The 24,372-nt window shown below is 62.0% G+C and carries 20 protein-coding genes and 1 riboswitch; of the genes, 9 read left to right on the top strand and 11 right to left on the bottom strand.

From position 1 onward, the window contains the following. Positions 1-189: 189 nt before the first annotated feature. From uvrA to MPC4_RS07205, 4 genes are all read left to right on the top strand, one after another. Complete coding sequence (gene uvrA / locus MPC4_RS07220) at positions 190-3,180, top strand: excinuclease ABC subunit UvrA (protein ID WP_174511925.1); 2,991 nt, start codon at positions 190-192, stop codon at positions 3,178-3,180. A gap of 74 nt (positions 3,181-3,254) precedes the next feature. Further along, positions 3,255-3,428: a hypothetical protein gene (locus MPC4_RS07215; protein WP_174511924.1), complete on the top strand. Its 174-nt coding sequence runs from the start codon at positions 3,255-3,257 to the stop codon at positions 3,426-3,428. Further along, positions 3,418-4,398, top strand: a complete 981-nt coding sequence (locus MPC4_RS07210; RefSeq protein WP_174511923.1) for a class I SAM-dependent methyltransferase — start codon at positions 3,418-3,420, stop codon at positions 4,396-4,398. Before MPC4_RS07215 ends, MPC4_RS07210 begins: the two co-directional genes overlap by 11 nt. Beyond that, on the top strand, positions 4,395-5,135 hold the full coding sequence (locus MPC4_RS07205) for a pseudouridine synthase (protein ID WP_174511922.1): 741 nt from the start codon (positions 4,395-4,397) through the stop codon (positions 5,133-5,135). The genes MPC4_RS07210 and MPC4_RS07205 overlap by 4 nt, the downstream gene beginning before the upstream one ends. A gap of 39 nt (positions 5,136-5,174) precedes the next feature. On the opposite strand, the gene MPC4_RS07200 is transcribed toward MPC4_RS07205, so the two are convergent. The 3 genes from MPC4_RS07200 to MPC4_RS07190 all read right to left on the bottom strand — a co-directional run bounded on the left by MPC4_RS07200 (position 5,175) and on the right by MPC4_RS07190 (position 8,035). Then, positions 5,175-5,756, bottom strand: coding sequence for a nucleoside deaminase (locus tag MPC4_RS07200; protein ID WP_244628893.1), 582 nt, complete (start codon positions 5,754-5,756; stop codon positions 5,175-5,177). A gap of 20 nt (positions 5,757-5,776) precedes the next feature. Further along, entirely contained in the window at positions 5,777-6,274 is a 498-nt protein-coding gene (locus tag MPC4_RS07195) for a DUF2165 family protein (protein ID WP_174511921.1), read from the bottom strand. 66 nt (positions 6,275-6,340) lie between these two features. Then, positions 6,341-8,035 carry an autotransporter outer membrane beta-barrel domain-containing protein gene (locus MPC4_RS07190; protein WP_174511920.1) on the bottom strand — a complete coding sequence of 565 codons (1,695 nt, stop codon included), beginning with the start codon at positions 8,033-8,035 and terminating at the stop codon, positions 6,341-6,343. 369 nt (positions 8,036-8,404) lie between these two features. Beyond that, a riboswitch (TPP riboswitch) is annotated at positions 8,405-8,504 on the top strand. Between the two features lie 73 nt (positions 8,505-8,577). On the opposite strand from MPC4_RS07190, the gene thiC reads away from it, so the two are divergent. After that, positions 8,578-10,410: a phosphomethylpyrimidine synthase ThiC gene (thiC, locus tag MPC4_RS07185; RefSeq protein ID WP_174511919.1), complete on the top strand. Its 1,833-nt coding sequence runs from the start codon at positions 8,578-8,580 to the stop codon at positions 10,408-10,410. A 109-nt stretch (positions 10,411-10,519) separates the two neighbouring features. Here thiC and phbB read toward each other — a convergent pair whose 3' ends face one another. Next, positions 10,520-11,245, bottom strand: a complete 726-nt coding sequence (phbB, locus tag MPC4_RS07180) for a beta-ketoacyl-ACP reductase (RefSeq protein WP_174511918.1) — start codon at positions 11,243-11,245, stop codon at positions 10,520-10,522. A 294-nt stretch (positions 11,246-11,539) separates the two neighbouring features. Continuing rightward, a complete protein-coding gene (locus MPC4_RS07175; RefSeq protein WP_174511917.1) occupies positions 11,540-12,712 on the bottom strand; it encodes an acetyl-CoA C-acetyltransferase in 1,173 nt (390 codons plus the stop codon). A gap of 399 nt (positions 12,713-13,111) precedes the next feature. On the opposite strand from MPC4_RS07175, the gene phaR reads away from it, so the two are divergent. Beyond that, a complete protein-coding gene (phaR, locus tag MPC4_RS07170; protein WP_134491532.1) occupies positions 13,112-13,708 on the top strand; it encodes a polyhydroxyalkanoate synthesis repressor PhaR in 597 nt (198 codons plus the stop codon). Positions 13,709-13,856: 148 nt separating this feature from the next. Here the strand turns inward: phaR and MPC4_RS07165 are convergent, their stop codons facing one another. Both MPC4_RS07165 and gloB read right to left on the bottom strand, forming a co-directional pair. Further along, positions 13,857-14,315, bottom strand: a complete 459-nt coding sequence (locus tag MPC4_RS07165) for a cupin domain-containing protein (RefSeq protein WP_174511916.1) — start codon at positions 14,313-14,315, stop codon at positions 13,857-13,859. A gap of 5 nt (positions 14,316-14,320) precedes the next feature. Continuing rightward, positions 14,321-15,091 (bottom strand): hydroxyacylglutathione hydrolase, encoded by a 771-nt coding sequence (gene gloB / locus MPC4_RS07160; RefSeq protein ID WP_174511915.1) that lies wholly within the window; start codon positions 15,089-15,091, stop codon positions 14,321-14,323. 240 nt (positions 15,092-15,331) lie between these two features. On the opposite strand from gloB, the gene MPC4_RS07155 reads away from it, so the two are divergent. Then, a complete protein-coding gene (locus MPC4_RS07155; RefSeq protein ID WP_174511914.1) occupies positions 15,332-16,084 on the top strand; it encodes a class I SAM-dependent methyltransferase in 753 nt (250 codons plus the stop codon). On the opposite strand, the gene MPC4_RS07150 is transcribed toward MPC4_RS07155, so the two are convergent. Next, positions 16,068-16,766: an alpha/beta hydrolase gene (locus MPC4_RS07150; RefSeq protein WP_174511913.1), complete on the bottom strand. Its 699-nt coding sequence runs from the start codon at positions 16,764-16,766 to the stop codon at positions 16,068-16,070. The two genes, MPC4_RS07155 and MPC4_RS07150, sit on opposite strands and share 17 nt — an antisense overlap. A 292-nt stretch (positions 16,767-17,058) precedes the next feature. Between MPC4_RS07150 and MPC4_RS07145 the strand changes: the two genes are divergently transcribed. Beyond that, positions 17,059-17,274 (top strand): hypothetical protein, encoded by a 216-nt coding sequence (locus MPC4_RS07145; protein ID WP_134491522.1) that lies wholly within the window; start codon positions 17,059-17,061, stop codon positions 17,272-17,274. A gap of 108 nt (positions 17,275-17,382) precedes the next feature. Further along, the gene (locus MPC4_RS07140) at positions 17,383-18,375 is read left to right on the top strand and encodes a protein NO VEIN domain-containing protein (RefSeq protein ID WP_174511912.1); all 993 of its coding nucleotides are present in this window, start codon (positions 17,383-17,385) and stop codon (positions 18,373-18,375) included. Between the two features lie 83 nt (positions 18,376-18,458). Here the strand turns inward: MPC4_RS07140 and msrB are convergent, their stop codons facing one another. The 3 genes from msrB to clpB form a co-directional block, all read right to left on the bottom strand. Next, a complete protein-coding gene (msrB, locus tag MPC4_RS07135) occupies positions 18,459-18,863 on the bottom strand; it encodes a peptide-methionine (R)-S-oxide reductase MsrB (protein WP_174511911.1) in 405 nt (134 codons plus the stop codon). A gap of 88 nt (positions 18,864-18,951) precedes the next feature. Further along, on the bottom strand, positions 18,952-21,417 hold the full coding sequence (gene gyrB / locus MPC4_RS07130; RefSeq protein ID WP_174511910.1) for a DNA topoisomerase (ATP-hydrolyzing) subunit B: 2,466 nt from the start codon (positions 21,415-21,417) through the stop codon (positions 18,952-18,954). Positions 21,418-21,714: 297 nt separating this feature from the next. Further along, on the bottom strand, positions 21,715-24,309 hold the full coding sequence (gene clpB, locus MPC4_RS07125; protein WP_174511909.1) for an ATP-dependent chaperone ClpB: 2,595 nt from the start codon (positions 24,307-24,309) through the stop codon (positions 21,715-21,717). Positions 24,310-24,372: the final 63 nt, after the last annotated feature.

Here is a 24,372-nt window from a genome sequence, read left to right as displayed (position 1 = left end):
CGCGCGGGGCCGCCGCCGTCACCAGCGTCGCGCGCTCTTCAGCAGGCAGGCTTTCAGGATTCGCCCAAAATGCAATGGCAAATTGCGCGAAGCTCGCTAAATTAGGGACAGCAAAGACATGCGGAGGGCGGGCCAAATCGAGCCGTGGCCGCGTCCTGACGCTTCGATCACTCAAAGCCAGACGGATCAATGAAGACACAAAAGCCGTCCGCCGGCCGCAAGGCGGCATCGGCCTCGCCCAAAGCTGAGCCGAAGGCCGCCCCGAAGCGCGCGGCGGCGTCTGTGCCGGCCGTGCGCGCCTTCGACGGCCGCACCATCGTCATCCGCGGCGCGCGCGAGCACAATCTCAAGAATGTCGATCTGACCATTCCGCGCGACAAGCTCGTCGTTTTCACGGGGCTTTCCGGCTCGGGCAAATCATCGCTGGCGTTCGACACGATTTATGCGGAGGGCCAGCGCCGATACGTCGAATCGCTGTCGGCCTATGCGCGGCAGTTCCTGGAGATGATGCAAAAGCCGGACGTCGACCAGATCGACGGCCTCTCTCCGGCAATCTCGATCGAGCAGAAAACCACCTCCAAGAACCCGCGCTCGACGGTCGGCACCGTCACCGAAATCTACGACTATATGCGGCTTCTCTATGCACGGGTCGGCGTTCCCTACTCTCCTGCGACAGGTCTGCCGATCGAAAGCCAGACCGTGAGCCAGATGGTCGATCGCGTCATCGCTCTGCCTGAACGCACGAGGCTCTATCTGCTGGCGCCTGTCGTTCGCGGCCGCAAAGGCGAATACCGCAAGGAAATCGCCGATTTCATGAAGCGCGGCTTTCAGCGCCTGAAAATCGACGGCGAGTTCTACGAAATCGCCGACGCGCCGGCGCTCGACAAAAAGTTCAAACACGACATCGACGTCGTGGTCGACCGGATCTCGGTGCGGCCGGACATCACGCCGCGTCTTTCGGAGAGTTTCGAGACCGCGCTCGAACTCGCCGACGGCATCGCCATCGCCGAATATGCCGACGAAAAGGATGAGAAGGGCGCGCCGAAACGCATCACCTTTTCGGCCAAATTCGCCTGCCCGGTCTCCGGCTTCACGATCCCCGAGATCGAGCCGAGGCTGTTTTCCTTCAACAATCCCTTCGGCGCCTGCCCGCATTGCGGCGGCCTCGGCTTCGAACAGACCGTCGATCCCGATCTGATCGTCCCCGATCCGAAGCTGACGCTGCGCAAGGGCGCCATCGCGCCCTGGGCCCGATCGAGCTCGCCCTATTATATGCAGACTCTCGAGGCGCTCGCCCGCCATTTCAAATTCCGCCTCGACGCGCGGTTCGAAACGCTTCCAAAAGAGATCCAGGACGTCATCCTTTACGGCTCGGGCAAGGAGAGCGTGCGCTTTACCTATGAGGACGGCTTTCGCTCGCATGAGACGAACAAGCCCTTCGAGGGCGTCATACGCAATCTCGAACGGCGCTACCGCGAGACGGAGAGCGAATGGTCGCGCGAGGAAATCGGCCGCTATATGACCGCGACGCCCTGTAGCGTCTGCCTTGGCGCGCGGCTGCGGCCGGAGGCGCTGGCGGTCAAGATCGACGGGCTCCACATCGGCGAGGTCACCTCCTTTTCGGTTCGCGCGGCGGCCGCCTGGTTCGACGCGCTCGCGGAGAAGCTCGACCCGAAGCGGCGCGAGATCGCCGCCCGCATTCTGAAGGAAATCCGCGAGCGACTGTCGTTCCTGATCGACGTCGGGCTCGATTATCTGACGTTAGGCCGCGCCGCCGGCACGCTGTCGGGCGGCGAGAGCCAGCGCATCCGCCTCGCCTCCCAGATCGGCTCCGGCCTCACCGGCGTGCTCTATGTGCTGGACGAGCCCTCGATCGGCCTGCATCAGCGCGACAATGCGCGCCTGCTCGATACGCTGCGGCGCCTGCGCGATCTCGGCAATAGCGTCATCGTCGTCGAGCACGACGAAGACGCGATCCTCGCCGCCGATCATGTCGTCGACGTCGGGCCGGGCGCCGGCATTCATGGCGGCGAAATCGTCTCCCAGGGGACGGCGGCGGAGATCATGGCCGATCCCCATTCCCTGACGGGGCAATATCTCACCGGCGTTCGCGAAGTCGCGCCGCTTCGCCATCGCCGCAAGCCGGACGGCAAGCGCAAGCTCGACATTATCCACGCCAGCGGCAACAATCTGAAAAATGTCTCGGCCTCGATTCCGCTCGGGCTCTTCACCTGCATCACCGGCGTCTCGGGCGGCGGCAAATCGACCCTTGTCATCGACACCCTCTATAAGGCCGCCGCGCGCCGGCTGAACGGCGCGGCCGAGCATCCAGCGCCCTTCGAGCGGATCGACGGCCTTGAGCATCTCGACAAGGTCATCGACATCGATCAATCGCCGATCGGCCGCACGCCGCGCTCGAACCCCGCGACCTATACCGGGGCCTTCACGCCGATCCGCGAATGGTTCGCCGCCCTGCCCGAAGCCAAGGCGCGCGGCTATCAGCCGGGCCGCTTTTCCTTCAACGTCAAGGGCGGGCGCTGCGAGGCCTGCCAGGGCGACGGCGTCATCAAGATCGAGATGCATTTTCTGCCCGACGTTTATGTCACCTGCGACGTCTGCAAGGGCAAGCGTTATGATCGCGAGACGCTGGACGTCAGATACCGCAACAAATCGATCGCCGACGTGCTCGACATGACCGTCGAGGAGGCCGCTGATCTGTTCAAGGCGGTGCCGTCGATCCGCGAGAAAATGGCGACGCTGGCGCGCGTCGGGCTCGGCTACATCAAGGTCGGCCAGCAGGCCAATACGCTCTCGGGCGGCGAAGCCCAGCGCGTAAAACTCGCCAAGGAATTGTCGAAGCGCTCGACCGGGCGCACGCTCTATATCCTCGACGAGCCGACCACCGGGCTGCATTTCCACGACGTCGCCAAGCTGCTGGAGGTGCTGCAGGAGCTTGTCGATCAGGGCAATACCATTGTCGTCATCGAGCATAATCTCGAAGTCGTCAAAACCTCCGACTGGGTGATCGACCTTGGCCCTGAAGGCGGCGACGGCGGCGGCGAGATCGTCGCCGAAGGAACGCCTGAGACAATCGCCAAAACAAAAAAGAGTTATACAGGCCAGTTTTTGCGCGAAGTGCTGGAGCGACGGCCTCCCGCCAGCGTAAAAGCGGCTGAATAGCGAATCGTTTTCATCCACCGCAAACCGAGAGGGCCTTGTCCTTCTGGAGCAGAATTATTCTTTTGGAGCATAAAATGGCGCGCAAACCGAACTATGATTTTGAACGCAGGGAGCGCGAAAAGGCCAAGGCCGCGAAAACCGCGGAAAAGGCCGCCGCGCGCAAAGCGGAAAAGGAAAAAGAGAAAGCCGACGCCGACAAAGCCGCCGGCGTCGCCGGGGAAAGCGCCCCCGAGACCGATGGCGAGTGACGCCGCGGCGCCTTTGAGCGATGTTTTGCCGCCGCGGCCGGGAAGCGAGCGCCCGTCCGAATCCGAACAATGCGGCGTCTATGGCGCGCCGCCAGTCGAACTGGCCGCCGCCCCTCCCCGCGCCATCCAGTTCTCGCCGCTCGTTCCGGGCGCGGCAGTGCTCGATACGCAAGCGCCGGAGACGCTTGCCGGAATGACCATGCTAGGCCCCCCCGGCACAGTGGAGCGCCGCCGCGCGCTCGCCCTTGCATTGCGTGCTCTACGGCAAGGGGCGTTGCTGACCGCGCTGGCCCCCAAAGACAAGGGCGGCTCGCGCATCGCCGCGGAATTGCGCGCCTTCGGCTGCGTGGTGGACGAAAGCTCAAAACGTCATCATCGCGTTTGCGTCTGCGGGCGTCCGGCCGTCCTGAAAGGGATCGAGGACGCCGTCGCGGAAGGCGCTTTGCAGCGCATCGAAGAGCTCGGCCTCTGGTCGCAGCCCGGCGTCTTCAGCTGGAACCGGATCGATCCCGGCAGCGCGCTACTGGCCGCGAACCTGCCCGCCCTTTCAGGCCGCGGCGCGGATCTTGGCTGCGGCGTCGGCTATCTCTCCATCGCCGCGCTCGCCTCGCCGAAACTCGCCGAAATATCGCTGATCGACATCGACCGCCGCGCGATCGAGGCGGCGCGCCGCAATATCCAGGATCCCCGTGCGCGTTTCTTCTGGGCCGACGCCCGGCGCGAGGACGCCGACCTCAAAGACCTCGACTTTATCGTCATGAACCCGCCTTTCCACGATGGCGGCGCGGAAGATCAAAACCTCGGCAAAGCATTCATCCTTCGCGCGGCGAAAATGCTGCGCAAGGGGGGCGCGCTCTATCTCGTCGCCAACCGGCATCTGCCCTATGAGGCCGCGTTGAAACCCTTGTTCCGGCATGTCGCCATGAAGGTCGAAACGGGAGCCTACAAGATTTTCGAAGCGCAGAAATGAGCGCGTCCCTGCGGCTCGACAGGCTGCTCGCCAATCTCGGCTATGGCACGCGCAGCCAGGCGCAACAGTTGCTCCGCGCAAAGCGCGTCAGGCTGGATGGATCGGTGGTGGACGATGGCTCGCTCCGCATTGCGCTGACGCCGGATTTGTCCGAGCGCATGAGCGTCAACGGCGAAAAGCTCGATCCGCCGCCGGGGTTGGCGCTGATGCTTAACAAGCCCTGTGGCGTCACCTGTTCGCACAAGGAAGCCGGGCCGCTCGTCTACGACCTGCTGCCGCCGCGCTATCGTCTGCGTGAGCCGCCGCTCTCGACCGTCGGCCGTCTCGACAAGGAGACGTCCGGCCTGTTGCTCATCACCGACGACGGCGCGCTCCTACACAAGATCATCTCGCCGAAAAACCATGTGCCAAAGCGCTATCTCGCCACGCTCGAATCTTCCCTGCGCGGCGATGAGGCCGGGATTTTCGCCTCTGGACGTTTGATGCTGGAAGGCGAAGAGAAGCCGCTATTGCCTGCGACGCTGGAAGTTATCTCGCCGACAAGCGCCTATGTGACCGTGACCGAAGGGCGCTATCACCAAGTCCGCCGCATGTTCGCGGCGGTAGGCAATCATGTTGTGGCGCTGCATCGCGATCGCGTTGGTGGGCTGGAGTTGCCTGTTAGTCTCGCGCCGGGGGAGTTTGTGGGGTTGGGCGTAGCGGAGGCGGCGGCTGTGGTGTTTAGCGAAGCGATTTGAATTTACGACCGGGTTTGGCTTCAACGCAATATCGTCTCCTCACCCAAACAGCGCGATCGACTCCGCCGCCAGCACGCCGCCTGTGATGGCGATATTGGCGAAGGGCGCCGCCTTGGCCAATTGCTCGCTCGTCACCATGATCTGCCCGATCTTTTGCGACAATTGCTCGATCGAGGCGGCGAAGACGATCCGCCCGATCCCGCACCAGAGAATTGCGCCCATGCACATCGGACAGGGCTCGCCGGAGGCATAGAGCGTCGCGCCTTTCTTCAGCACGCTCTCGCGGCGCTCGGCAATCAGGCTGCGCATCGCGACCATCTCGGCATGCGCCGTCGGATCATCATTCGTTTTGCCAAGATTGCGGCCTGTGGCAATCACCTTTCCGTCGCTGACGATGGCCGCGCCAAAGGGAAAATCGCCTTTCGCCGCTTCCGCGATGGCGATGCGCATGAAGCCTTCGTCTTCAGGCAGGGGAGGCGTCTTTGTCGCTCCCGCCGAGGCGTGCTGCGGCGCGCTGAACAGAGCGCCCGCAAGGCCCGCGCCAAGCAGCGCCGAAAAGCTTTTGCGACGGCTGAGGCCCCATTCATGTCCTCGACCGCACCGGCAAAAATCATCGCTCATGTCGCCTCCTCCTGTTGGCCTCACCCCAGATCCTCATCCCTCATCGCGATGAAAATCAACACGCCGAGCATTGTGATGGCGATGCGGAAAGCGCTCGGCAGCGCCTCGGCGCCAAGGGGCGAACGCCACATGCCGAACCATTCGCCGCCAATGGCCACGAAGCCGCCCTCAAACAGCAGGAAGCCAAGCGCAAGCCCTATGATCGCGGGGCCTTTTGCACGCGCAAACGCCTGTCCCTCGGCCTTGCGGGCGCCAATCATCGACAACAGGCCAACGCCCATCAGCGCAGTGATGGCGATCTCCGTCGCGATGATCGCAAGATAGGCCGCATGGTGCAGCGCCGGCGAGGCAAGCGCGCGCCAGCCGATCATCGAGCCGCCGGGAATCCCATCCATATCGAGCACATGCGCGACATAGGCGAAATTCGTCCCGTAATCCGTGACATTGCCGAAAGCGACGAGGGCGATGAACAGCGCGACGGCGCCAACACAGCCGATTTTAGCCAACCGAACAACCACGCAGAACCCCTGCAAGCCATAAAGGACGCTCAAACGGCAGCCACGCGCCGGAGTTGACGTCACATTTCAAAACGACACGCGTAGACCCGCCGTTGCGCTGTTGATGGAGGCCTTGCTGGCGAGGATGCCATCGTAGCGGATGAAGAGATCCCCTGGCTGCCACGGCAGCGTCAAGCGGAGGCCGACCGCCGCGGCGTCTCGCGGCGCGTTGACCCCGGCGACCGCGAAACTCGCGTCCGACAGGCCCTGAAAGCCGGCGACGACGCCACGGTGGGTATCGGCATAATCATGCGCCCATCCGACGCGCGCCGCGACATTCAAGGCGACAGAGTTCACCGGGATGTCATAGGCGAACTCCGTCCCGAGAACGCCCAGCGCGGAAGCCGTGGTGGCGGCGTTGACACGCAAGCTGATCGCGCCGGCGCCGCTTTCGCCGAAGCCGTCCTGTCCGACGACGATGCCTTGCATCGACGCGAAGGGCGTGATCGTCGCGCGATCAACAAGGGCGAAATGATAACCGGCCTCAACCCGGGACAGGAAGGCGCTGGCCGCCCAATTGGCGAAGGCCTCGCGCGACACGCCAGGAAAGGCGATAGTGCGGTTCGCCGCCGCGCTGTTGTAGGAATAGCCGAGCGCCCCATCGATATAAATATTCCCGGCCGCATAGCCGGCGTAAGTTCCCAGGGCGAAGCTGTCGAGGCTGCCGCTGCCGGAAATACCGCTGGTGTTGAAGGCGCTGCGGACGTAGGCCGCCGCGACGCCGGCCTGCAACGACGGGTTGAAAACATAGTCCACGCCGACCGCGCCGCCGCCGCCGCCATAGCCCAATCCATGAACGTCATTGCCGCCGAACAAAGCGCCGCCGCCGCCGAAGCTGCTCATCCAGGGCCGCAACCCGCTACCGTTGTTGAGGCCCGTGAGGCTGCGCGCCAAATGCGTCTGATCGTGCAAAACGTCGAGGAACATCTGGCCGACGTTGATCGCAACCGATGGCGCATCGGCGTAGATCTCGCCATCGAGTTGCGTCAACGCCAGGCGCAGGGGCGTCGGATCGCCAACATTCAGGAGATCGAGCGCGTTGTAGATCGAGTCCATGTCGCTGAACAATGGCGGCAGCATCGCGTGATCAAGAGCGTTCGCGACGGCGCCGGCGTTGCCCCCGCCTGCGCGCGGCGTATAGGCCAGGGCGTAAGCGCCGACGGGCTGCTGGTTGACATAGTCGGACGGCGACAGGCGTTGCGCGCCCTCGCATCCGGGGTTCGCGCTCGTGCCGATCAGATATTCCTGCGCCGGGCCGCCCTTCCCCCAGGGGCCCGCAGGATAGCCGCTCCGGCCTGGCACTCCAGGAAAATGTCCGAGGACCGGGCCGCCTGTCCCGACGAGGATGCAGGTTCCCGCGGGGATCGTCACGATGGTCACGTCCTCGGGCAGCCAGGGCAGCGCCAGCGCGTCCTTGATCTGCGCCGGGGTCAACCCGCGCACCGTATTTGAGCCGGCGAGAAAGCTCCCGAGCGCGGTGCTGGCGCCCGCGTTGCCCGTGGCCTTGGCGCCTTCGGGCGAATAGAAACGCACATATTGTGTGGGCGTCGAGGTCCGCACGACAACAGCCGGCGCGGAATCGAGAAAGGAAAAAGGCTCGTGAGTTTGGCCCAGATAGGCGTTGGCTTGAGCGCCGTTGATGATCGAGGGCACTGAGCCGTCGCCCCGGATGAACACTGGCCCGACGATGATCTGGCCAGGAGGCGCGGGCAACCCGTCCACGCTCTGAGCGGCCGCCGAACCGGCCAATCCGGCCGTCAGGATTATGGAGAAATACAGAAGCAAGCAGCGACGCTGTACGTGATGGAAAATATTCATAGCCGCGCCCCTGCTCAGGAATTGACTTGAATGATCCGTTCGCCGCCGCGTTTCAAGCTTTGGTCAATTTTTATTGATCATTGAAAGATGTGATATTTCGTGAATCGGCGCAATTCATTGCGCATCTCTTCAGTCTCCGAGATTTTGTTTTCAGACAGTCAGTGCTTTAGCGGCAACACTGGAGACGGGCGGCGTGGCCGATCTGTTCGCCATGCGGCGGCGCGCATAAAGTTCGCGCCCGCTTGCTCAATCCGGCGTGGCGCGCTACGCTGAGCATTCGCCCTGGGGTGCTGCTGGAGACGGCGGCTGAGATCACACCCATAGAACCTGAATCTGGATAATGCCAGCGCAGGGACCGGCAAGTCGGCTGAAGCATCGACACGATTCGCTCCATGCCCGCCGCACCCGCCTCCTGCCCTAATGTCAAACAATGAGCGGAGGAACAGATGAATATTCACGACAAGCCACAAAATCTCGCGCCGCAATCCGTGACCTCGGGTCCGCTGCCGGGCTCCAGGAAAATCTATGCGCGGCCGGCGGGGCGCGCCGATATCGCCGTGCCGCTGCGTGAGATCGCGCTTGACCCTTCCGCCAAGGAGCCGCCTGTCCGCGTCTACGACGCCTCGGGCCCCTATTCGGAAGACGATCCGCAGATCAATCTGTCGGCGGGCCTGCCGCGCGTCCGCGAATCCTGGATCGCCAAGCGACAAGGACTGGAGTTCTACTCAGGCCGCGAAGTGCGCCCCGAGGACAATGGCGTCGTCTCTCCCGACCGGCTCGTTCCGCCCTGCCCGGCCAATACGTCGCCGCGCAAGGCGCGCGACGGCGCGCTCGTCACGCAATATGAATTTGCGCGCGCGGGGATCATCACCGAGGAGATGATCTACGTCGCGGCGCGCGAAAACCTCGGCCGCGAACATATGGTGGAGGGCGCCGAGGCGCGGCTCAATGACGGCGAAAGCTTCGGCGCTTCGATCCCCGCTTTCATAACGCCCGAATTCGTGCGCGACGAAATCGCGCGCGGGCGCGCCATCATCCCGGCCAACATCAACCATTCCGAACTCGAGCCGATGATCATCGGCCGCAATTTCCTCGTGAAGGTCAACGCCAATATCGGCAATTCGGCGGTGACCTCCTCCGTCGCCGAAGAGGTTGAGAAAATGGTGTGGGCGATCCGCTGGGGCGCCGACACCGTGATGGACCTCTCGACAGGGCGCAACATCCACAATATCCGCGACTGGATCATGCGCAATTCGCCAGTGCCGATCGGCACTGTTCCGATCTATCAGGCGCTCGAAAAAGTCGACGGCGATCCGACCAAGCTCACCTTCGAAATTTTCCGCGACACGCTGATCGAACAGGCCGAGCAGGGCGTCGATTATTTCACCATCCATGCCGGGGTGCGGCTCGGTTACATTCCGCTGACGGCGCGGCGCACGACCGGCATCGTCTCGCGCGGCGGCTCGATCATGGCGCGCTGGTGCCTTGCTCATCACAAGGAGAGCTTCCTTTATGAGCGTTTCGACGAAATCTGCGACGTCATGCGCGCCTATGACGTATCGTTCTCGCTCGGCGACGGGCTGCGTCCGGGCTCAATCGCCGACGCCAACGACAGGGCGCAGTTCGCCGAACTCGAGACGCTCGGCGAACTGACCAAGATCGCCTGGGAGAAAGGCTGTCAGGTGATGATCGAAGGCCCCGGCCATGTGCCGATGCACAAGATCAAGATCAATATGGAAAAGCAGCTCAAGGAATGTCATGAGGCGCCCTTCTATACGCTCGGGCCGCTGACGACGGACATCGCGCCCGGCTATGATCATATTACCTCCGGCATCGGCGCCGCCATGATCGGCTGGTTCGGCTGCGCCATGCTCTGTTACGTGACCCCGAAGGAGCATCTCGGCCTGCCCGATCGCGACGATGTCAAGACCGGCGTCATCACCTATCGCATCGCGGCCCATGCCGGCGATCTCGCCAAGGGTCATCCGGCCGCACAGCTGCGCGATGACGCGGTTTCGCGCGCGCGCTTTGATTTCCGCTGGCAGGATCAGTTCAACCTGGGGCTGGACCCTGAAACCGCGCGGCTGTTCCATGACGAGACGCTGCCGAAGGACGCGCATAAGACAGCGCATTTCTGCTCGATGTGCGGGCCGCAGTTCTGCTCGATGAAGATCACGCAGGATATTCGCGACGAGGTCGCGGCGATCGAGGAGCGCGAAAAAGGAATGGCCGGCAAGAGCGCCGAGTTTCTCGAAGGCGGCGGCAAGCTCTACGTTTGAGCGCCGCCGCTAACGCGCCTCTACATCGCAAAAGCTTGAGGGACCAATCATCTCCCTCAAGCCCCTCCGGGCTTTCGCCGGGCGCGCGGCAGACTCGAGAGTCGGCCGTTCAGATCATATACTGGCCGCCATTGGCGGTCAGCGTCGAACCGGTGATGAAACCGGCGTCATCGGCGACAAGAAAGACGACGCATCTTGCGACTTCTTCCGGTTCGCCGAGCCGGCGCACCGGGATCTGCGACAGGATCGACTTTTCCAGAACCTCTTTCGGCACCGCCTTGACCATATCCGTCGCGATATAGCCAGGACAGATGGCGTTGACCGTGATCCCCTTGCCGGCGCTTTCCTGAGCGAGGGCCTTGGTAAAGCCAAGATCGCCCGATTTCGCGGCGGAGTAGTTCGTCTGACCGAACTGACCTTTTTGGCCATTGATCGAGGAAATATTGACGATACGGCCAAATCCGCGTTCGCGCATGCCCTCGATGACGGGACGCGTCATGTTGAAGAGCGAGTTCAGATTGGTGTTGATCACCTCGTACCATTGCTCGGGCGTCATTTTGTGGAACGGGGTGTCGCGCGTGATTCCGGCATTGTTGACGAGGATCTCGACGGGGCCGACGTCCGCTTCGACTTTCTTCAGCCCCTCCGCGCATTCCTTGTAGTTGGACACGTCCCATTTATAGACAGGAATGCCTGTCTCCGCCTTGAATTTGGCGGCGACGGCATCGTTTCCGGCGTAGGTTGCCGCGACCTGATAGCCGGCCGCCTTCAAAGCCTTGCTGACGGCGGCCCCGATTCCCCGCGTGCCGCCGCTCACTACCGCCACTCGCGCCATTTTCATCTCCCCAGTTCAGCCTTGAGGCTTGTTGAAGCGCGCCTTACCCGGCGAGACGCGCTTTCGATGTTTTCGATGTGCGAACTGATTCCTATCGCGAAAGCAGTTCGGGCCCATTGATGTAGCGCACTCCACCACGCGCAACGCACTCCGGCGGGGCAGCGCCTTAAACTGATCCGACCAAGTTTCAATCGACCCGTTCTGGCGGCGTTTTCCGCAACTCGCGCGCAGTGAAAAACGCCCCGATTTTAGCCCTGCCCCGCAGCCGCCGGCGTAATCCCGACGGTTGTGCGATCAGCGCTCGACCGTCAGCGCGATGCCCATGCCGCCGCCGATGCACAGCGTCGCCAGCCCCTTCTTGGCGTCGCGACGGCGCAATTCATGCAGCAGCGTGACCAGCACCCGGGCGCCGGAAGCGCCGATCGGATGGCCGATCGCGATCGCGCCGCCGTTGACATTGACCCGCGCCGGATCGAGGGCGAGGTCCTTGGCGACGGCGAGCGCCTGCGCCGCGAAGGCCTCATTGGCTTCAATCAGATCGAGATCCTGGATTTTCCAGCCGGCCTTTTCGAGCGCCTTGCGCGAGGCTGGAATAGGTCCCGTACCCATGATTGTCGGATCGACGCCCGCGGTCGCCCAGGAAACGATGCGCGCCAGCGGCTCGAGCCCACGCCGGGCGGCCTCGTGAGCGCTCATCAGCACGACCGCGGCGGCGCCGTCATTGATGCCCGATGCATTGCCCGCCGTTACGGTGCCTTCCTTGGTGAAGGCGGGGCGCAGCTTGGCGAGCGCGTCGAGCGTCGCGCCGTGACGGATGAATTCATCCTTGTCGACGATGACGTCTCCCTTCTTGCCGCTGATCGTGAAGGGGAGGATTTCCTCGTCGAACTTGCCGGCCTTTTGCGCGGCCTCCGCCTTGTTCTGCGATGCGACGGCGAAACGGTCCTGTTCGTCGCGGGTCAATTGCCATTTGGCCGCGACGTTTTCCGCCGTCTGACCCATGTGATAGCGATTGAAGGCGTCGGTCAGGCCTTCGCTGAGCATCGTATCGACAAATTTAAGATCGCCCATTTTGACGCCGGAGCGCAGATAGGCGCTGTGCTGCGCCTGCGACATGCTCTCCTGACCGCCGGCGACAATGATAGTGGCGTCGCCGCTGGCGATCTGCTGCATCCCGAGAGCCACGGCGCGCAGCCCTGAGCCGCAAACCTGATTAAGGCCGAAGGCGGTCTTTTCCTGCGGAACGCCCGCCTTCATCGCCGCCTGCCGCGCGGGATTCTGCCCCTGGCCCGCGGTGAGCACCTGACCCAAAATCACTTCATCGACTTCGGACGGCTCTACCTTCGCGCGTTCAAGCACGCCTTTGATCGCGGCGGCGCCGAGTTCATGCGCTGGAACTGAGGCGAAGGCTCCGTTGAAGGAGCCGACAGCCGTACGCGCTGCGCTCACGATAACAATATCAGACATTGGGCATCCTCCGTGGTCCGGCCGTTGAGGAGCGCATGCTCCCTGGCTCTTGCCGGGTAAGATAACACGACAACTGAGCGCCGTCGGGACCGGATTATAGTGGGCTCGCAAAAAAAGGGAGGAAAAAATCGCCTTCGAAAAATAGTTCTCGCTTTGAAATAATAGGAATATCCTACACCCTCTCTGGCTGGCGGGGAGAGGTTGAGACGGCCCGCGGCAAAGTTGGAGACGCCAGCGAAGCGGCGTCAGACATTCCGTTGCGGGGATTGAGACTTGACCAGGACGCTTTGATTTGGGATCGATGCTTGTGGAATAAAATTCATACCGAGATCGAATGATCATCGAGGCGCGGCGATGCAGACGGTTCCCAAAGCGACTTCCGAAGGCGGGCGACTGACCATGGCGAATGACAAGCAGCCGATCACGATCAAGAAATACGCAAACCGGCGCCTCTATAATACCGGAACCAGCGCCTATGTGACCCTCGAAGACCTCGCCGGCATGGTCAAAAAGGGCGAAGATTTCGTCGTCTTCGACGCCAAAAGCAGTGAGGACATCACGCGATCGGTTTTGACGCAGATTATTTTTGAACAGGAAGGCAAAGGCGGCCAGAGCCTTCTGCCGATCGCTTTTTTGCGCCAGCTTATCCGCTTCTATGGCGACAGCATGCAGATGCTCGTGCCAAGCTATCTCGAATTCTCGATCGACAAATTGACGAGCGAACAAGGCAAGTTCCGCGACAAGGTCGCCGGCGGCTTCGGCGCGCAGGGCATCGGGCCAAGCTTTGGCTCTCTCGAGGAAACCGCCCGCAAGAACATGGCGTTGTTCAATCAGGCGCTCGCCATGTTCAGCCCCTTCGTCGCGCCGCTTGCGCCCGCCGAGACGACCCCGCCCAAGGCGGAGCCGGAGGCCACGACGAAAAACGACATCGACGAGATGAGGCGTCAGCTCGAGGAAATGCAAAAACGAATCGAGAGCATGACGCCGAAAGAGTGAGGTTTTGCCCGGCGCGTGATTTCAGGGAAGCTGCTCTAGAGCATATTCCGATCAGATCGGTCGATCTGATCGGCAAGAATATGCTCAAGCTTTTGAATCTGGCGCGATGTCTGATCGATCGAATGACTCCATTCGATCGGAAAGCGCTTTATCGGGCTACTGAACGCGGCCCCCACCCCGGCGGCGCGATTTCGAAATGCGCGAATTCAAACCCCGGAGCGACGCCGCAGCCAACGAGCGTCCAGGCCCCAAGACTTGTCGCGCTCTGCCACCAATGCGCCGGAACGATGAATTGCGGGCTCTCCCCTTTGAAGAGATCGGGGCCGAGCAGATGCCGGCTCAAATCCTCGCCCGTTTGCGAAACGCTGATCGTGAGCGGCGCGCCAGCGTAAAAATGCCAGCTCTCGGCCGCATCGACCCGGTGCCAATGCGAGATCTGCCCCGCCGCGAGTAGAAAATAGATCGCCGTGGAGGCGGCGCGGCCTGCCTCATTCGTCGCAGGATCGCGAAAAGTCTCGCGGTAGAAGCCGCCTTCTGGATGCGGGCTCAAATCCAGCAGGCGAATAACATCTTCCGCACTCGCGCTGGCGATTGAATCTTCCGCCATCGCGTTCAGGCGCGGTTCTTGCGGTCGCGCAATTCCGCGAAGACCGCGGCCGGGTCGGCGCCGGGCATGCCGACAGCCGCCTGAACCTCGGGCTCTTCCGCCCGCAAAAACGGGTTGGTGGCGAGTTCGATCGCGATCGTTGTCGGCAGAGTATATTTGCCCGCCGCGCGCAAAGCGGCGACCTCCGCGGCGCGCTCTCGCAGAATCTCATTGGCGGAATCAACGCCCAGCGCAAATTTCGCATTGGCCAGCGTATATTCATGACCGCAATAAACCTCGGTCTCTCCCGGCAGGGCGGCAAGTTTCATCAGCGAATGAAACAGCACCTGCGGCGGCTCCTCGAATGCCCGCCCGCAGCCCATCGCGAAGAGAGTGTCGCCGACAAAAACGATGTCGGCTTCCTCGAACCAATAAGCGACGTGACCGCTGGTATGGCCCGGAACCTCGATCACACGCCCCTCCAAGGCTCCGATCCTGACCGTGTCGCCTTCGCCGACTTCCTGATCGAGGCCGCCAATCTTCGCGGCCTCCTTGCGCGGGCCGGCGACCCGCGCGCGCGGAAAGGCGGCTTTGAGGGCGCCGACGCCCTGCACATGGTCGGCGTGATGATGCGTCAACAGAATGTCGGTCAACGTCCACTCGCGGGCAGCGAGCGCCGCGAGAATTGGCGCCGCCTCAGGCGCGTCGATCGCAACGGTCGACCGCGTTTCGGGGTCATGGACGAGCACTCCGAAATTGTCCTTGAGGCACATGAACTGATAAATATGAGGCGCCATCGTTTTCTTTCCTGTTCGACGCCTGATTTTGCCACGCCGACGCCCGGCGTGAAACCCCGCGCCGCCGGGCTTTCTTTTCGAACCTTAACGGCCGATGATCGCAGGACAGGTTCGGCACATCCAAATCGCGCGAAATCGGGCCGATCGCGCTTTCCATTTTTCTGTTTCGACGCAAAATCTTAATACGCATATCGGCTTTATCTTAAGCCGCGCCAAAGCTCCAAATGAAGCCAGCCCCAGATGTCGCTCGACGTCGTCGATCTTCGCTCTTTCTACGATTCGCCGGCCGGTGAGGTTGCGCGGCGGCTGATCGGACGCATCGTGCGTCATCGCTTTTCCAATTGCACCGGCTATTCGATTCTCGGCGTTGGCTATGCGACGCCCTATCTCGGCGTTTTCCGCGAGGAGGCGGTGCGCGTGCTGGCTTTCATGCCGGCGCAGCAAGGAGTGATCAACTGGCCGTCTTCCGGCTATTCGGCCTCCGCGCTGGTCGAGACGACGACGATGCCCTTGCCGGATTCCTCGATCGACCGGGCGATCCTGATCCATGGGCTCGAGATCACCGAACATCCGCGCGATCTGCTCGCCGAGCTCTGGCGCATCCTGACCCCCGGCGGGCGCATTCTCGTCATTGCGCCAAGCCGCTCAGGCCTCTGGGCGCGTCTTGACAGTACGCCCTTCGGGCATGGCCAGCCATTCTCGCGCAGCCAATTGCGCGATCTGATGCGCGAAACGCTGTTTTCGCCGACGCATTGGTCAGAAGCGCTTTATGTGCCGCCGTTCAAACATCGCACGCTGCTGCGCTCCGGGATTATGTTCGAGCGCATCGGCGGGTTTTTCGGCCTTCCCGGCGCCGGCGTTTTGATCGTCGAAGCGACCAAGCAGCTTTATCGTCCGATCCCGAGCCTGCGCCGCGTGCAGGACTCCCGGCCGCAGTTCGCGCCCGCGCCGGAGCCCGTTGGCATCGCGCCGGTTTCTACGTTCGAGCCTTGACTCCGTCAGGCAGCTTCAGATTGAAGCGGTTCGCCAGGAACAGGCCGCCGTGCGTCAGCCCGGCGGCGTCAATGCCATGTCCGAGCCCGGCCGAGAAATGCCATTGGCACGGAATTTCGGCTTGCGCCAGCGCCTCGGCGCCAAGAAACAGCGCTTCTGGCGAAATCACATCATCCTCGCTGCCATGCACCAGAAGAATCGCGGGTGACCTGCCTCCACCCTTGCGGGCGCTTGCTTCCGCAAGATGCTCCGGCCCGACGAGCGCGCCGGAATAGCCGACGACGCCCGCGGGCGCTTTGGCGCGACGAAGCCCGACATGGAGCGCGAGCATGGTCCCCTGGCTGAAGCCGACGAGAGCCAGCTTCGAATCATCGAGGCCATGACGCTCCAGTTCCGCATCGAGAAAGCCGTTGAGCACGGGCGCCGCCTTGTTGACGCCGACCCAGCGCTCCTCGGGATCGCGCATCGTCAAAGGAAACCATTGCCGCCCGCCCGGAGCCTGCACGCAAGGGTCCGGCGCATTGGGCGAAACGAAGGCCGTATCAGGCATAAAGGGCTGCCACTGCTTGGCGATGGCGATCAGGTCCGTGCCGTCGGCGCCATAGCCATGCAGGAACACGACGAGCTGTTTCGTCTTACGCGATTTCGCCGCCAGGCGCGGGCCGTCGATCAAAGCCGCCATAAGGATCATCCGCTGATTGGGAGGGGTTTGGCTATACCGCCACTTAGCGCATGACGCCCGAAAGTGGAAACCTGTTTTCGGGCGGCGCCATCCTCGAACTTATCAGTGAGGGCGTTTCGTTCCGAACGGAACCAGACCCGGCGCTAAATCGATACGTGCGGAGCGGCGCAAAATCGCATTTACCGGGAGACGCGGCGAGATTAAGATTTTTTCGAGATCGAGGCCATTTTTCGACGCATGAGCCCGCCGCCTTCAGGCCATGCCGCAAGGACTCGCGCCAAGGACTCCCAAAATGTACATCATAGCCCGCAACATCACCGGACCGCGGCTTCGCTGCGAAGCCTTGATGGTCGACAAGAAAACCTTCACGCCCTGGCCGCCGACGAGCGAGGACGGCTGGCGCCGCGCCTATAAATTTCGCGACAAGCTGATGGCCGAGGTCGTGCGCATGGAGGCCGATCCCATGGGCGAGCAGCTCAAGGTCATCGAGGCGGTGTATATTCCTTGAGCGCCTTGACTGACCCTCGTCAGTGGTTTTCACTGATGCTCGGAAGAGTTTCGCCCTCAATTTGACTGAAGATTTATTTTCGGCGTCACGAGCTGGAGCCTTAAAATCATGTCTGTCGTGTTTGCGCGCATCGGGTGGATGGAATATTATAGCGGCATCAAAAATGAACGACCGGTTGGCGGCGGCGAATACAACGTCGATCAAATAGGATCTGAAGCGTATAATTTCTTTCCAATGTCGGGGCGCTTATTGGGATATTTCCGAGGGCCAGGCCCTGATGGCCAAGTCAATTTGGACCGTGTCGACTGCAACAATCCAAACAACGAATATGTTGACCATGCGCTGATAATATTCGTTGCAACACAGCCTCATACAGGAGGCCAGTGGATTGTCGGATGGTATAGCGACGCGAAGCTTTTTCGTGAGTCGATACCTCGCCCTTTCTCAGACATTTCTTACAATTGTCAGACTAAAATTGAAAACAGCGTTCTATTGCCTTCAGCTCAGCGCACTCACCGTGTCCCAGGCGCGGAACAGAATGGGGGGATGGGAACGGCGAACGTTCGCTATACACTACAGCCCGGAGGCGCTCCTGATCCCGCCATGGGTCAGGGCTGGATGGCGCGGGCAATTGATTACGTAAACAATTACGCGGGAGCAAACGCCGTCGCGAGCGGCGCGACTTTGGAAGACGCGGCGGAAGAAACGGCTCTCGGGAGACAGGGATTTCGAACAACGCCAGCGCAAAGGCGCGCGATCGAACGACATGCGATGGCAATTGCGAAATCTTACTATAAAGAAAGCGGGTATACGGTAGACGATACTTCTGATTCCAATCCATATGATCTCGAATGCAGTAGAAACGACGAGGCACCCCTTCGAGTAGAAGTTAAGGGGACATGCTTAAACGGCGCCTCAATAATACTGACACGAAATGAGGTTTTACATGCAAAAACGTTTGCTAATATGCACTTGTTTATAGTTTATTCGGTCGCTTTGAAAGGCGATGAAGCTTTTGGAGGCGACACATTTGTCGTGGAAAATTGGCGGCCGGAAGAAGAAAATCTTTCTCCAATTTCTTATACCTACCGCGTTCCTTAAAGCCTTGAGCGCCGACGCCGTATATTTTGAATGTAGACTCGCTGATCCGTATTGCGTCGCTCCTGACGCCGCCCTGTTCGGGTTCAGTCGTCCGCCAAAAAATTCATCGCGACGCCGTTGATGCAATAGCGAAGGCCGGTCGGCGGCGGACCATCGGGGAATACATGTCCGAGGTGGCTGCCGCAGCGGCTGCAATGCACTTCCACGCGGCGCATGCCGTAGTTGCGATCCTCTGAGGTCTCGACCGCCCCCTCGATCGGATCGTTAAAACTCGGCCAGCCGGTGCCGCTCTCGAATTTGCCATTGGAGGCGAAGAGTTTTTGCTCGCATCCGGCGCAGACGAACGTCCCGGCGCGTTTCTCATGATTGAGGGCGCAGCTTCCCGGCGCCTCCGTGCCATGCTCGCGCATGATATGAAACTGCTCGGGCGTCAAGATCTTGCGCCACTCAGCTTCGCTATGCGTCACGGGGAAAGTCGTCGTGTGCATGATTGACGCTCCAAAAGGCGTTGGTTCACGCCGTTATATAGGCGCGCGATCTTGTCCGAAAAAGGCCGCACCTCTGGAGGATCAAGCTCTACACGTCGAGATTGGCGACGTTCAGCGCATTGTCCTGAATGAACTCGCGCCGCGGCTCGACGACATCGCCCATCAGCTTGACGAAAATATCGTCGGCGTCATCGCCTTCCTTGATCTTGACCTGCAGCAGAGAACGCGCCTCGCGGTCGAGCGTCGTCTCCCAGAGCTGCTCCGGGTTCATTTCCCCGAGGCCTTTATAGCGCTGCATTTGGGAAATGCCCTTTTGGCCTGCCGCCATCACGGCGTCGAGAAGTTCGCCCGAGCCGGAGACCTGCGTCTGATCGGCGCGCCGGACAAAAGTCGCCGGTCGCGCAAAAACGTCGTGCAATGTCGTCGCGTGCTCATTGAGGCGGCGCGCCTCGCTCGAGGCGAGCAATCCGGCGTCAATGGTCGCAGCCTGGCGGACGCCGCGCACCTGCCGGCTGAAGACATAGCCGCCATTGACGACGCCGCCCTGCCACCCGCGCTCCATATCGTCGGCGAGTTCGTCGAGACGCGCGGCGATGGAGGCGGCGAAACCTTCGGCGGCCTCTTCATCATCCGGCCCGATCGGCTTCAGCGCCCCGGCGATGGCGGCCTGCTCGACCACCATACGGTCATAGCGCGAATGCATGGCGTTGAGGATGTGGCGCACCGTCCGCGCCTCCTCGATGATGGAGCGCAGATCCGCGCCGGCGCGTTCGACGCCGCCGGCAAGGCGCAGCACAGCGCCATCAAGGCCATTGCCGATCAGATAATCTTCCCGCGCATGTTCATCCTTCAGATATTGCTCGGAGCTGCCGCGCTTCACCTTGTAGAGCGGCGGCTGCGCAATATAGAGATGGCCGCGCTCGATCAATTCGCGCATCTGGCGGAAGAAGAACGTCAGCAACAGCGTGCGGATATGCGAGCCGTCGACATCCGCGTCGGTCATGATGATGATCTTGTGGTAGCGCAATTTGTCGACGTTGAAGTCGTCGCGGCCGATGCCTGTGCCGAGCGCCGTGATCAGCGTGCCGATTTCCTGACTGGACAGCATCTTGTCGAAGCGGGCGCGCTCGACATTGAGAATCTTGCCGCGCAGCGGGAGCACAGCCTGATATTCGCGGTTGCGGCCCTGTTTGGCCGAACCGCCGGCCGAATCGCCCTCGACCAGAAAAAGCTCGGCCTTGGAAGGATCGCGCTCCTGACAGTCGGCGAGCTTGCCCGGCAGATTGGCGACATCGAGCGCGCCTTTGCGCCTTGTGAGTTCGCGCGCCTTGCGCGCCGCCTCGCGCGCCTGCGCCGCCTCGACGACCTTGCCGACCACCGTGCGGGCGTCCTGCGGATGCTCCTCGAACCAGGAGCCGAGCATCTCATTGACAAGCCCCTCGACCGCCGGCCGCACCTCGGACGAGACCAGCTTCTCCTTGGTCTGCGAGGAAAATTTGGGGTCAGGAACCTTGACGGACAGCACGCAGGTCAGGCCCTCGCGGCAATCGTCGCCGGTGAGATCGACTTTTTCGCGCTTCAGCAGGCCGGAGCGCTCGGCATAGCCGGTCACCTGCCGCGTGAGGCCGGAGCGCAGCCCCGCGAGATGGGTGCCGCCGTCGCGCTGCGGGATGTTGTTGGTGAAAGGGAGCACGTTCTCGTGGTAGGAATCATTCCACCACAGGGCGACCTCGACGACGATATTCTCACGCTCACCCTTGATCAGAATGGGCTTGGCGATGAGCGGGCTTTTGGCGCGGTCGAGATAGCGCACGAAGGCCTCGAGGCCGCCCTCGTAAAACAGCTCCTCCGTCTTGACCTCGGCGCCGCGGGCGTCGGTCAGTTCGATGCGCACGCCTGAGTTCAGAAAAGCCAGTTCGCGCAGCCGGTGCTCGATCGTCGCGAAATTATACTCGACCATGGTGAAGGTCGCGGGCGAGGCGAAAAACGTGACTTCCGTGCCGCGTTTGGGCTTTCCGTCGATGATGGGCGCGGGGCCGGTGACTTCAAGCGGCGTCACGGCGTCGCCATGCTCAAAGCGGATCAGATGCTCCTTGCCGTCGCGCCAGATGCGCAGCTTCAGCCAGGTCGAGAGCGCATTGACGACGGAGACGCCGACGCCATGCAGACCGCCGGAAACCTTGTAGGAATTCTGGTCGAATTTTCCGCCGGCGTGCAACTGGGTCATGATGACCTCGGCCGCCGAGACGCCTTCCTCGCTGTGAATGTCGGTTGGAATGCCGCGCCCGTCGTCGGTGACGGTCACGGAGCCATCGGCGTTGAGCGTCACCGTGACTCTCGTCGCGTGTCCTGCGAGCGCCTCGTCGATGGCGTTGTCGACGACCTCATAGACCATGTGATGCAGGCCGGAGCCGTCGTCGGTGTCGCCGATATACATGCCCGGCCGCTTGCGCACCGCGTCGAGGCCGCGCAAAACCTTGATCGAGTCAGCGCCATAATAGGCTTCCGCCTCTGGAGGAACGGAGACCTTGGACACGGCGGCGGGTTCACCCATTTGATCTGCGGACTTTCTTTGTAAAGCGTTGATTTCCGGCGCATCTCGCCAAGGCGACGCCGACAGCCTTCCCTTATAGACGAAACGTCTGCGAAGGTCATGTTTTTTAATGTTTTTTGGCCCGGTTTGCGGCCTTTTCGGCGACCTGTCCACATCTACGCTTTCCGAGCGAGATCACTTGCGTGGACGGCGGCGGCGCAGACCGGCAAAAAGCCGCGGCCTCGCCATTTTCGCGCCCCCGGGGCGACCGGAGGCGCATTTTTGAGGTCCGCCCTACGGCTATCGGTGGCGGCGGCGCTACGCCGCCGCCTGGATCGCGTCTTCGCCGATCAGCAGGCCGGTCTCATCCGCGCCGATGCGAACGCGCTCGCCATCATGCACCTTGCCGGAGAGGATCAGTTCGGCCAAAGGGTCCTGCACGTTCTTCTGGATGACGCGCTTCAGGGGCCGCGCGCCATAGGCTGGATCATAGCCCTTTTCCGCCAGCCAAGACCGCGCCGCGGGCGTCAATTCCAACTCGATCTTGCGATCCTCCAGCAGCTTGGCGAGGCGTTTCAGCTGGATCTCGACGATCGCCCCCATATCCTCGCGGCGCAGGCGATGGAACAGGATGATTTCGTCGACGCGGTTCAGGAATTCAGGCCTGAAATGCGCCCGCACCACCTGCATCACCTCATCATGAACGGCGCCCGAATCCTCGCCGTCCTTCTGAAGCACCAGGAATTCAGAGCCCAGATTCGACGTCATGATGATCAGCACATTGCGGAAATCCACCGTGCGCCCCTGCCCGTCCGTCAGGCGGCCGTCGTCCAGAACCTGCAGCAGGATGTTGAAGACGTCGGGGTGCGCTTTCTCGATCTCGTCGAAAAGCACGACCTGATAGGGGCGGCGGCGCACCGCCTCCGTCAAAGCCCCGCCTTCCTCATAGCCGACATAGCCGGGCGGCGCCCCGATCAGCCGCGCCACCGAATGCTTTTCCATATATTCCGACATGTCGATGCGCAGCAGCGCGTTCTCATCGTCGAACAGGAAAGCTGCGAGGGCCTTGGTCAGTTCGGTCTTGCCGACGCCCGTCGGCCCAAGGAACATAAAGGAGCCTATCGGACGGTTCGGGTCCTGAAGCCCCGCCCGCGCGCGTCGAACCGCGGTCGAAACCGCTTTCACGGCCTCGGCCTGGCCGACGACGCGAGAGCTCAGCACCTCCTCCATCTTCAGCAATTTGTCACGCTCGCCCTCGAGCATCTTGTCGACCGGAATGCCCGTCCAGCGCGAGACGACCTGCGCGATATGTTCCGGCGTCACCGCCTCTTCGACGAGGACGCCGCCGCGCTTCGATTCGATCTCGGCGAGCTTGCGTTCGAGGTCCGGAATGACGCCATAGGTCAATTCGCCGGCGCGCTGATATTCGCCGCGGCGCTGCGCCTGCACCAGTTCGTTGCGGGCGGTCTCGAGTTGCTCCTTCAGCTTCTGCTCGGAGCCGAGCTTGTCCTTCTCGGCGTGCCAGCGCGCGGTCAGCGCGTCGGATTTTTCCTGCAACTCCGCGAGTTCTGACTCGAGCTTGACGAGCCGCTCCTTCGAGGCCGTGTCGGTCTCCTTTTTCAGGGCTTCCTGCTCGATTTTCAGCTGGATGATGCGGCGATCGAGTTCATCCAGCTCCTCGGGCTTCGAATCGATCGCCATGCGCAGGCGGGCGCTGGCCTCGTCGATGAGATCAATGGCTTTGTCGGGCAAGAACCGGTCCGCGATGTAGCGGTGCGACAGCGTCGCCGCCGCGACAATCGCGCCATCGGTGATGCGCACGCCGTGGTGCAGCTCATATTTTTCCTTGAGGCCGCGCAAAATCGAAATCGTATCCGCGACCGTCGGCTCAGAGACAAAGACGGGCTGGAAACGCCTCGCCAGCGCCGCGTCTTTCTCGACGTGCTTGCGATATTCGTCCAGCGTCGTGGCGCCGACGCAATGCAATTCGCCGCGCGCGAGGGCGGGCTTCAAAAGATTCGAGGCGTCCATCGCGCCATCGGCCTTGCCGGCGCCGACCAGCGTATGCATCTCGTCGATGAAGAGGATAATGCCCCCGGCCGCGGCGGTGACTTCGGTCAGAATGCCTTTCAGCCGCTCTTCAAACTCGCCGCGATATTTGGCGCCGGCGATCAGTGATCCCATATCGAGCGCCAGCAGTTTCTTGTCGCGCAGGCTTTCCGGCACGTCGCCATTGACGATGCGCAACGCCAGGCCTTCCACGATCGCGGTCTTGCCGACGCCGGGTTCGCCGATGAGCACGGGATTGTTCTTGGTGCGGCGCGACAGAACCTGAATGGTGCGGCGGATTTCCTCGTCGCGGCCGATCACCGGATCGAGCTTGCCCGTGCGGGCGGCTTCCGTCAGATCGCGCGTATATTTCTTCAGGGCGTCATAGGCGTTTTCCGCAGTCGCATTGTCGGCGGTGCGGCCCTTGCGCAATTCCTCGATCGCCTTGTTGAGGTTCTGCGGATTGACGCCGGCCTTTTCGAGAATTTTCCCCGCCTCGGTGTTCTTCTCCATCGCGAGCGCGAGCAACAGACGCTCCACCGTCACATAGGAGTCGCCCGCCTTCTCGGCGATCTTCTCCGCATTGTCGAAGAGACGCGCAAGCGCAGGCGTCAGATAAACCTGACCCGCGCCGGATCCTTCGACTTTGGGCAATTTCCCCAAAGCGAGATCGGTTGCGACCAGCGCATCGCGCGAGCGCCCCCCCGCCTTGTCGATGAGCCCGCCCGCGAGACCCTGTTCGTCGTCGAGCAGCACCTTCAGCAGATGCTCGGGTGTGAACTGCTGGTGTCCTTCGCGCATGGCGAGGGACTGCGCGCTCTGCACGAAGCCCCGCGCTCTCTCGGTGTATTTCTCAAAATTCATGGCTGTATGTCTCCCCCGCAAAAGCACCCGTCGGCGGGCATTGGCGGCTTAACTCAATTCGTC

It is taken from the genome of Methylocella tundrae (assembly GCF_901905185.1).
Lineage (GTDB): Bacteria > Pseudomonadota > Alphaproteobacteria > Rhizobiales > Beijerinckiaceae > Methylocapsa > Methylocapsa tundrae.
This window is presented reverse-complemented; position numbering and strand designations above follow the sequence as displayed.

What these genes read in the sequence shown, in the direction of transcription:
- uvrA (WP_174511925.1), top strand. Translation starts at nt 190, where the DNA reads ATGAAGACACAAAAGCCGTCCGCCGGCCGCAAGGCGGCATCGGCCTCG.
- MPC4_RS07215 (WP_174511924.1), top strand. Translation starts at nt 3,255, where the DNA reads ATGGCGCGCAAACCGAACTATGATTTTGAACGCAGGGAGCGCGAAAAG.
- MPC4_RS07210 (WP_174511923.1), top strand. Translation starts at nt 3,418, where the DNA reads ATGGCGAGTGACGCCGCGGCGCCTTTGAGCGATGTTTTGCCGCCGCGG.
- MPC4_RS07205 (WP_174511922.1), top strand. Translation starts at nt 4,395, where the DNA reads ATGAGCGCGTCCCTGCGGCTCGACAGGCTGCTCGCCAATCTCGGCTAT.
- MPC4_RS07200 (WP_244628893.1), bottom strand. Translation starts at nt 5,756, where the DNA reads ATGAGCGATGATTTTTGCCGGTGCGGTCGAGGACATGAATGGGGCCTC.
- thiC (WP_174511919.1), top strand. Translation starts at nt 8,578, where the DNA reads ATGAATATTCACGACAAGCCACAAAATCTCGCGCCGCAATCCGTGACC.
- phbB (WP_174511918.1), bottom strand. Translation starts at nt 11,245, where the DNA reads ATGGCGCGAGTGGCGGTAGTGAGCGGCGGCACGCGGGGAATCGGGGCC.
- MPC4_RS07175 (WP_174511917.1), bottom strand. Translation starts at nt 12,712, where the DNA reads ATGTCTGATATTGTTATCGTGAGCGCAGCGCGTACGGCTGTCGGCTCC.
- phaR (WP_134491532.1), top strand. Translation starts at nt 13,112, where the DNA reads ATGGCGAATGACAAGCAGCCGATCACGATCAAGAAATACGCAAACCGG.
- MPC4_RS07165 (WP_174511916.1), bottom strand. Translation starts at nt 14,315, where the DNA reads ATGGCGGAAGATTCAATCGCCAGCGCGAGTGCGGAAGATGTTATTCGC.
- gloB (WP_174511915.1), bottom strand. Translation starts at nt 15,091, where the DNA reads ATGGCGCCTCATATTTATCAGTTCATGTGCCTCAAGGACAATTTCGGA.
- MPC4_RS07155 (WP_174511914.1), top strand. Translation starts at nt 15,332, where the DNA reads ATGTCGCTCGACGTCGTCGATCTTCGCTCTTTCTACGATTCGCCGGCC.
- MPC4_RS07150 (WP_174511913.1), bottom strand. Translation starts at nt 16,766, where the DNA reads ATGGCGGCTTTGATCGACGGCCCGCGCCTGGCGGCGAAATCGCGTAAG.
- MPC4_RS07145 (WP_134491522.1), top strand. Translation starts at nt 17,059, where the DNA reads ATGTACATCATAGCCCGCAACATCACCGGACCGCGGCTTCGCTGCGAA.
- MPC4_RS07140 (WP_174511912.1), top strand. Translation starts at nt 17,383, where the DNA reads ATGTCTGTCGTGTTTGCGCGCATCGGGTGGATGGAATATTATAGCGGC.
- msrB (WP_174511911.1), bottom strand. Translation starts at nt 18,863, where the DNA reads ATGCACACGACGACTTTCCCCGTGACGCATAGCGAAGCTGAGTGGCGC.
- gyrB (WP_174511910.1), bottom strand. Translation starts at nt 21,417, where the DNA reads ATGGGTGAACCCGCCGCCGTGTCCAAGGTCTCCGTTCCTCCAGAGGCG.
- clpB (WP_174511909.1), bottom strand. Translation starts at nt 24,309, where the DNA reads ATGAATTTTGAGAAATACACCGAGAGAGCGCGGGGCTTCGTGCAGAGC.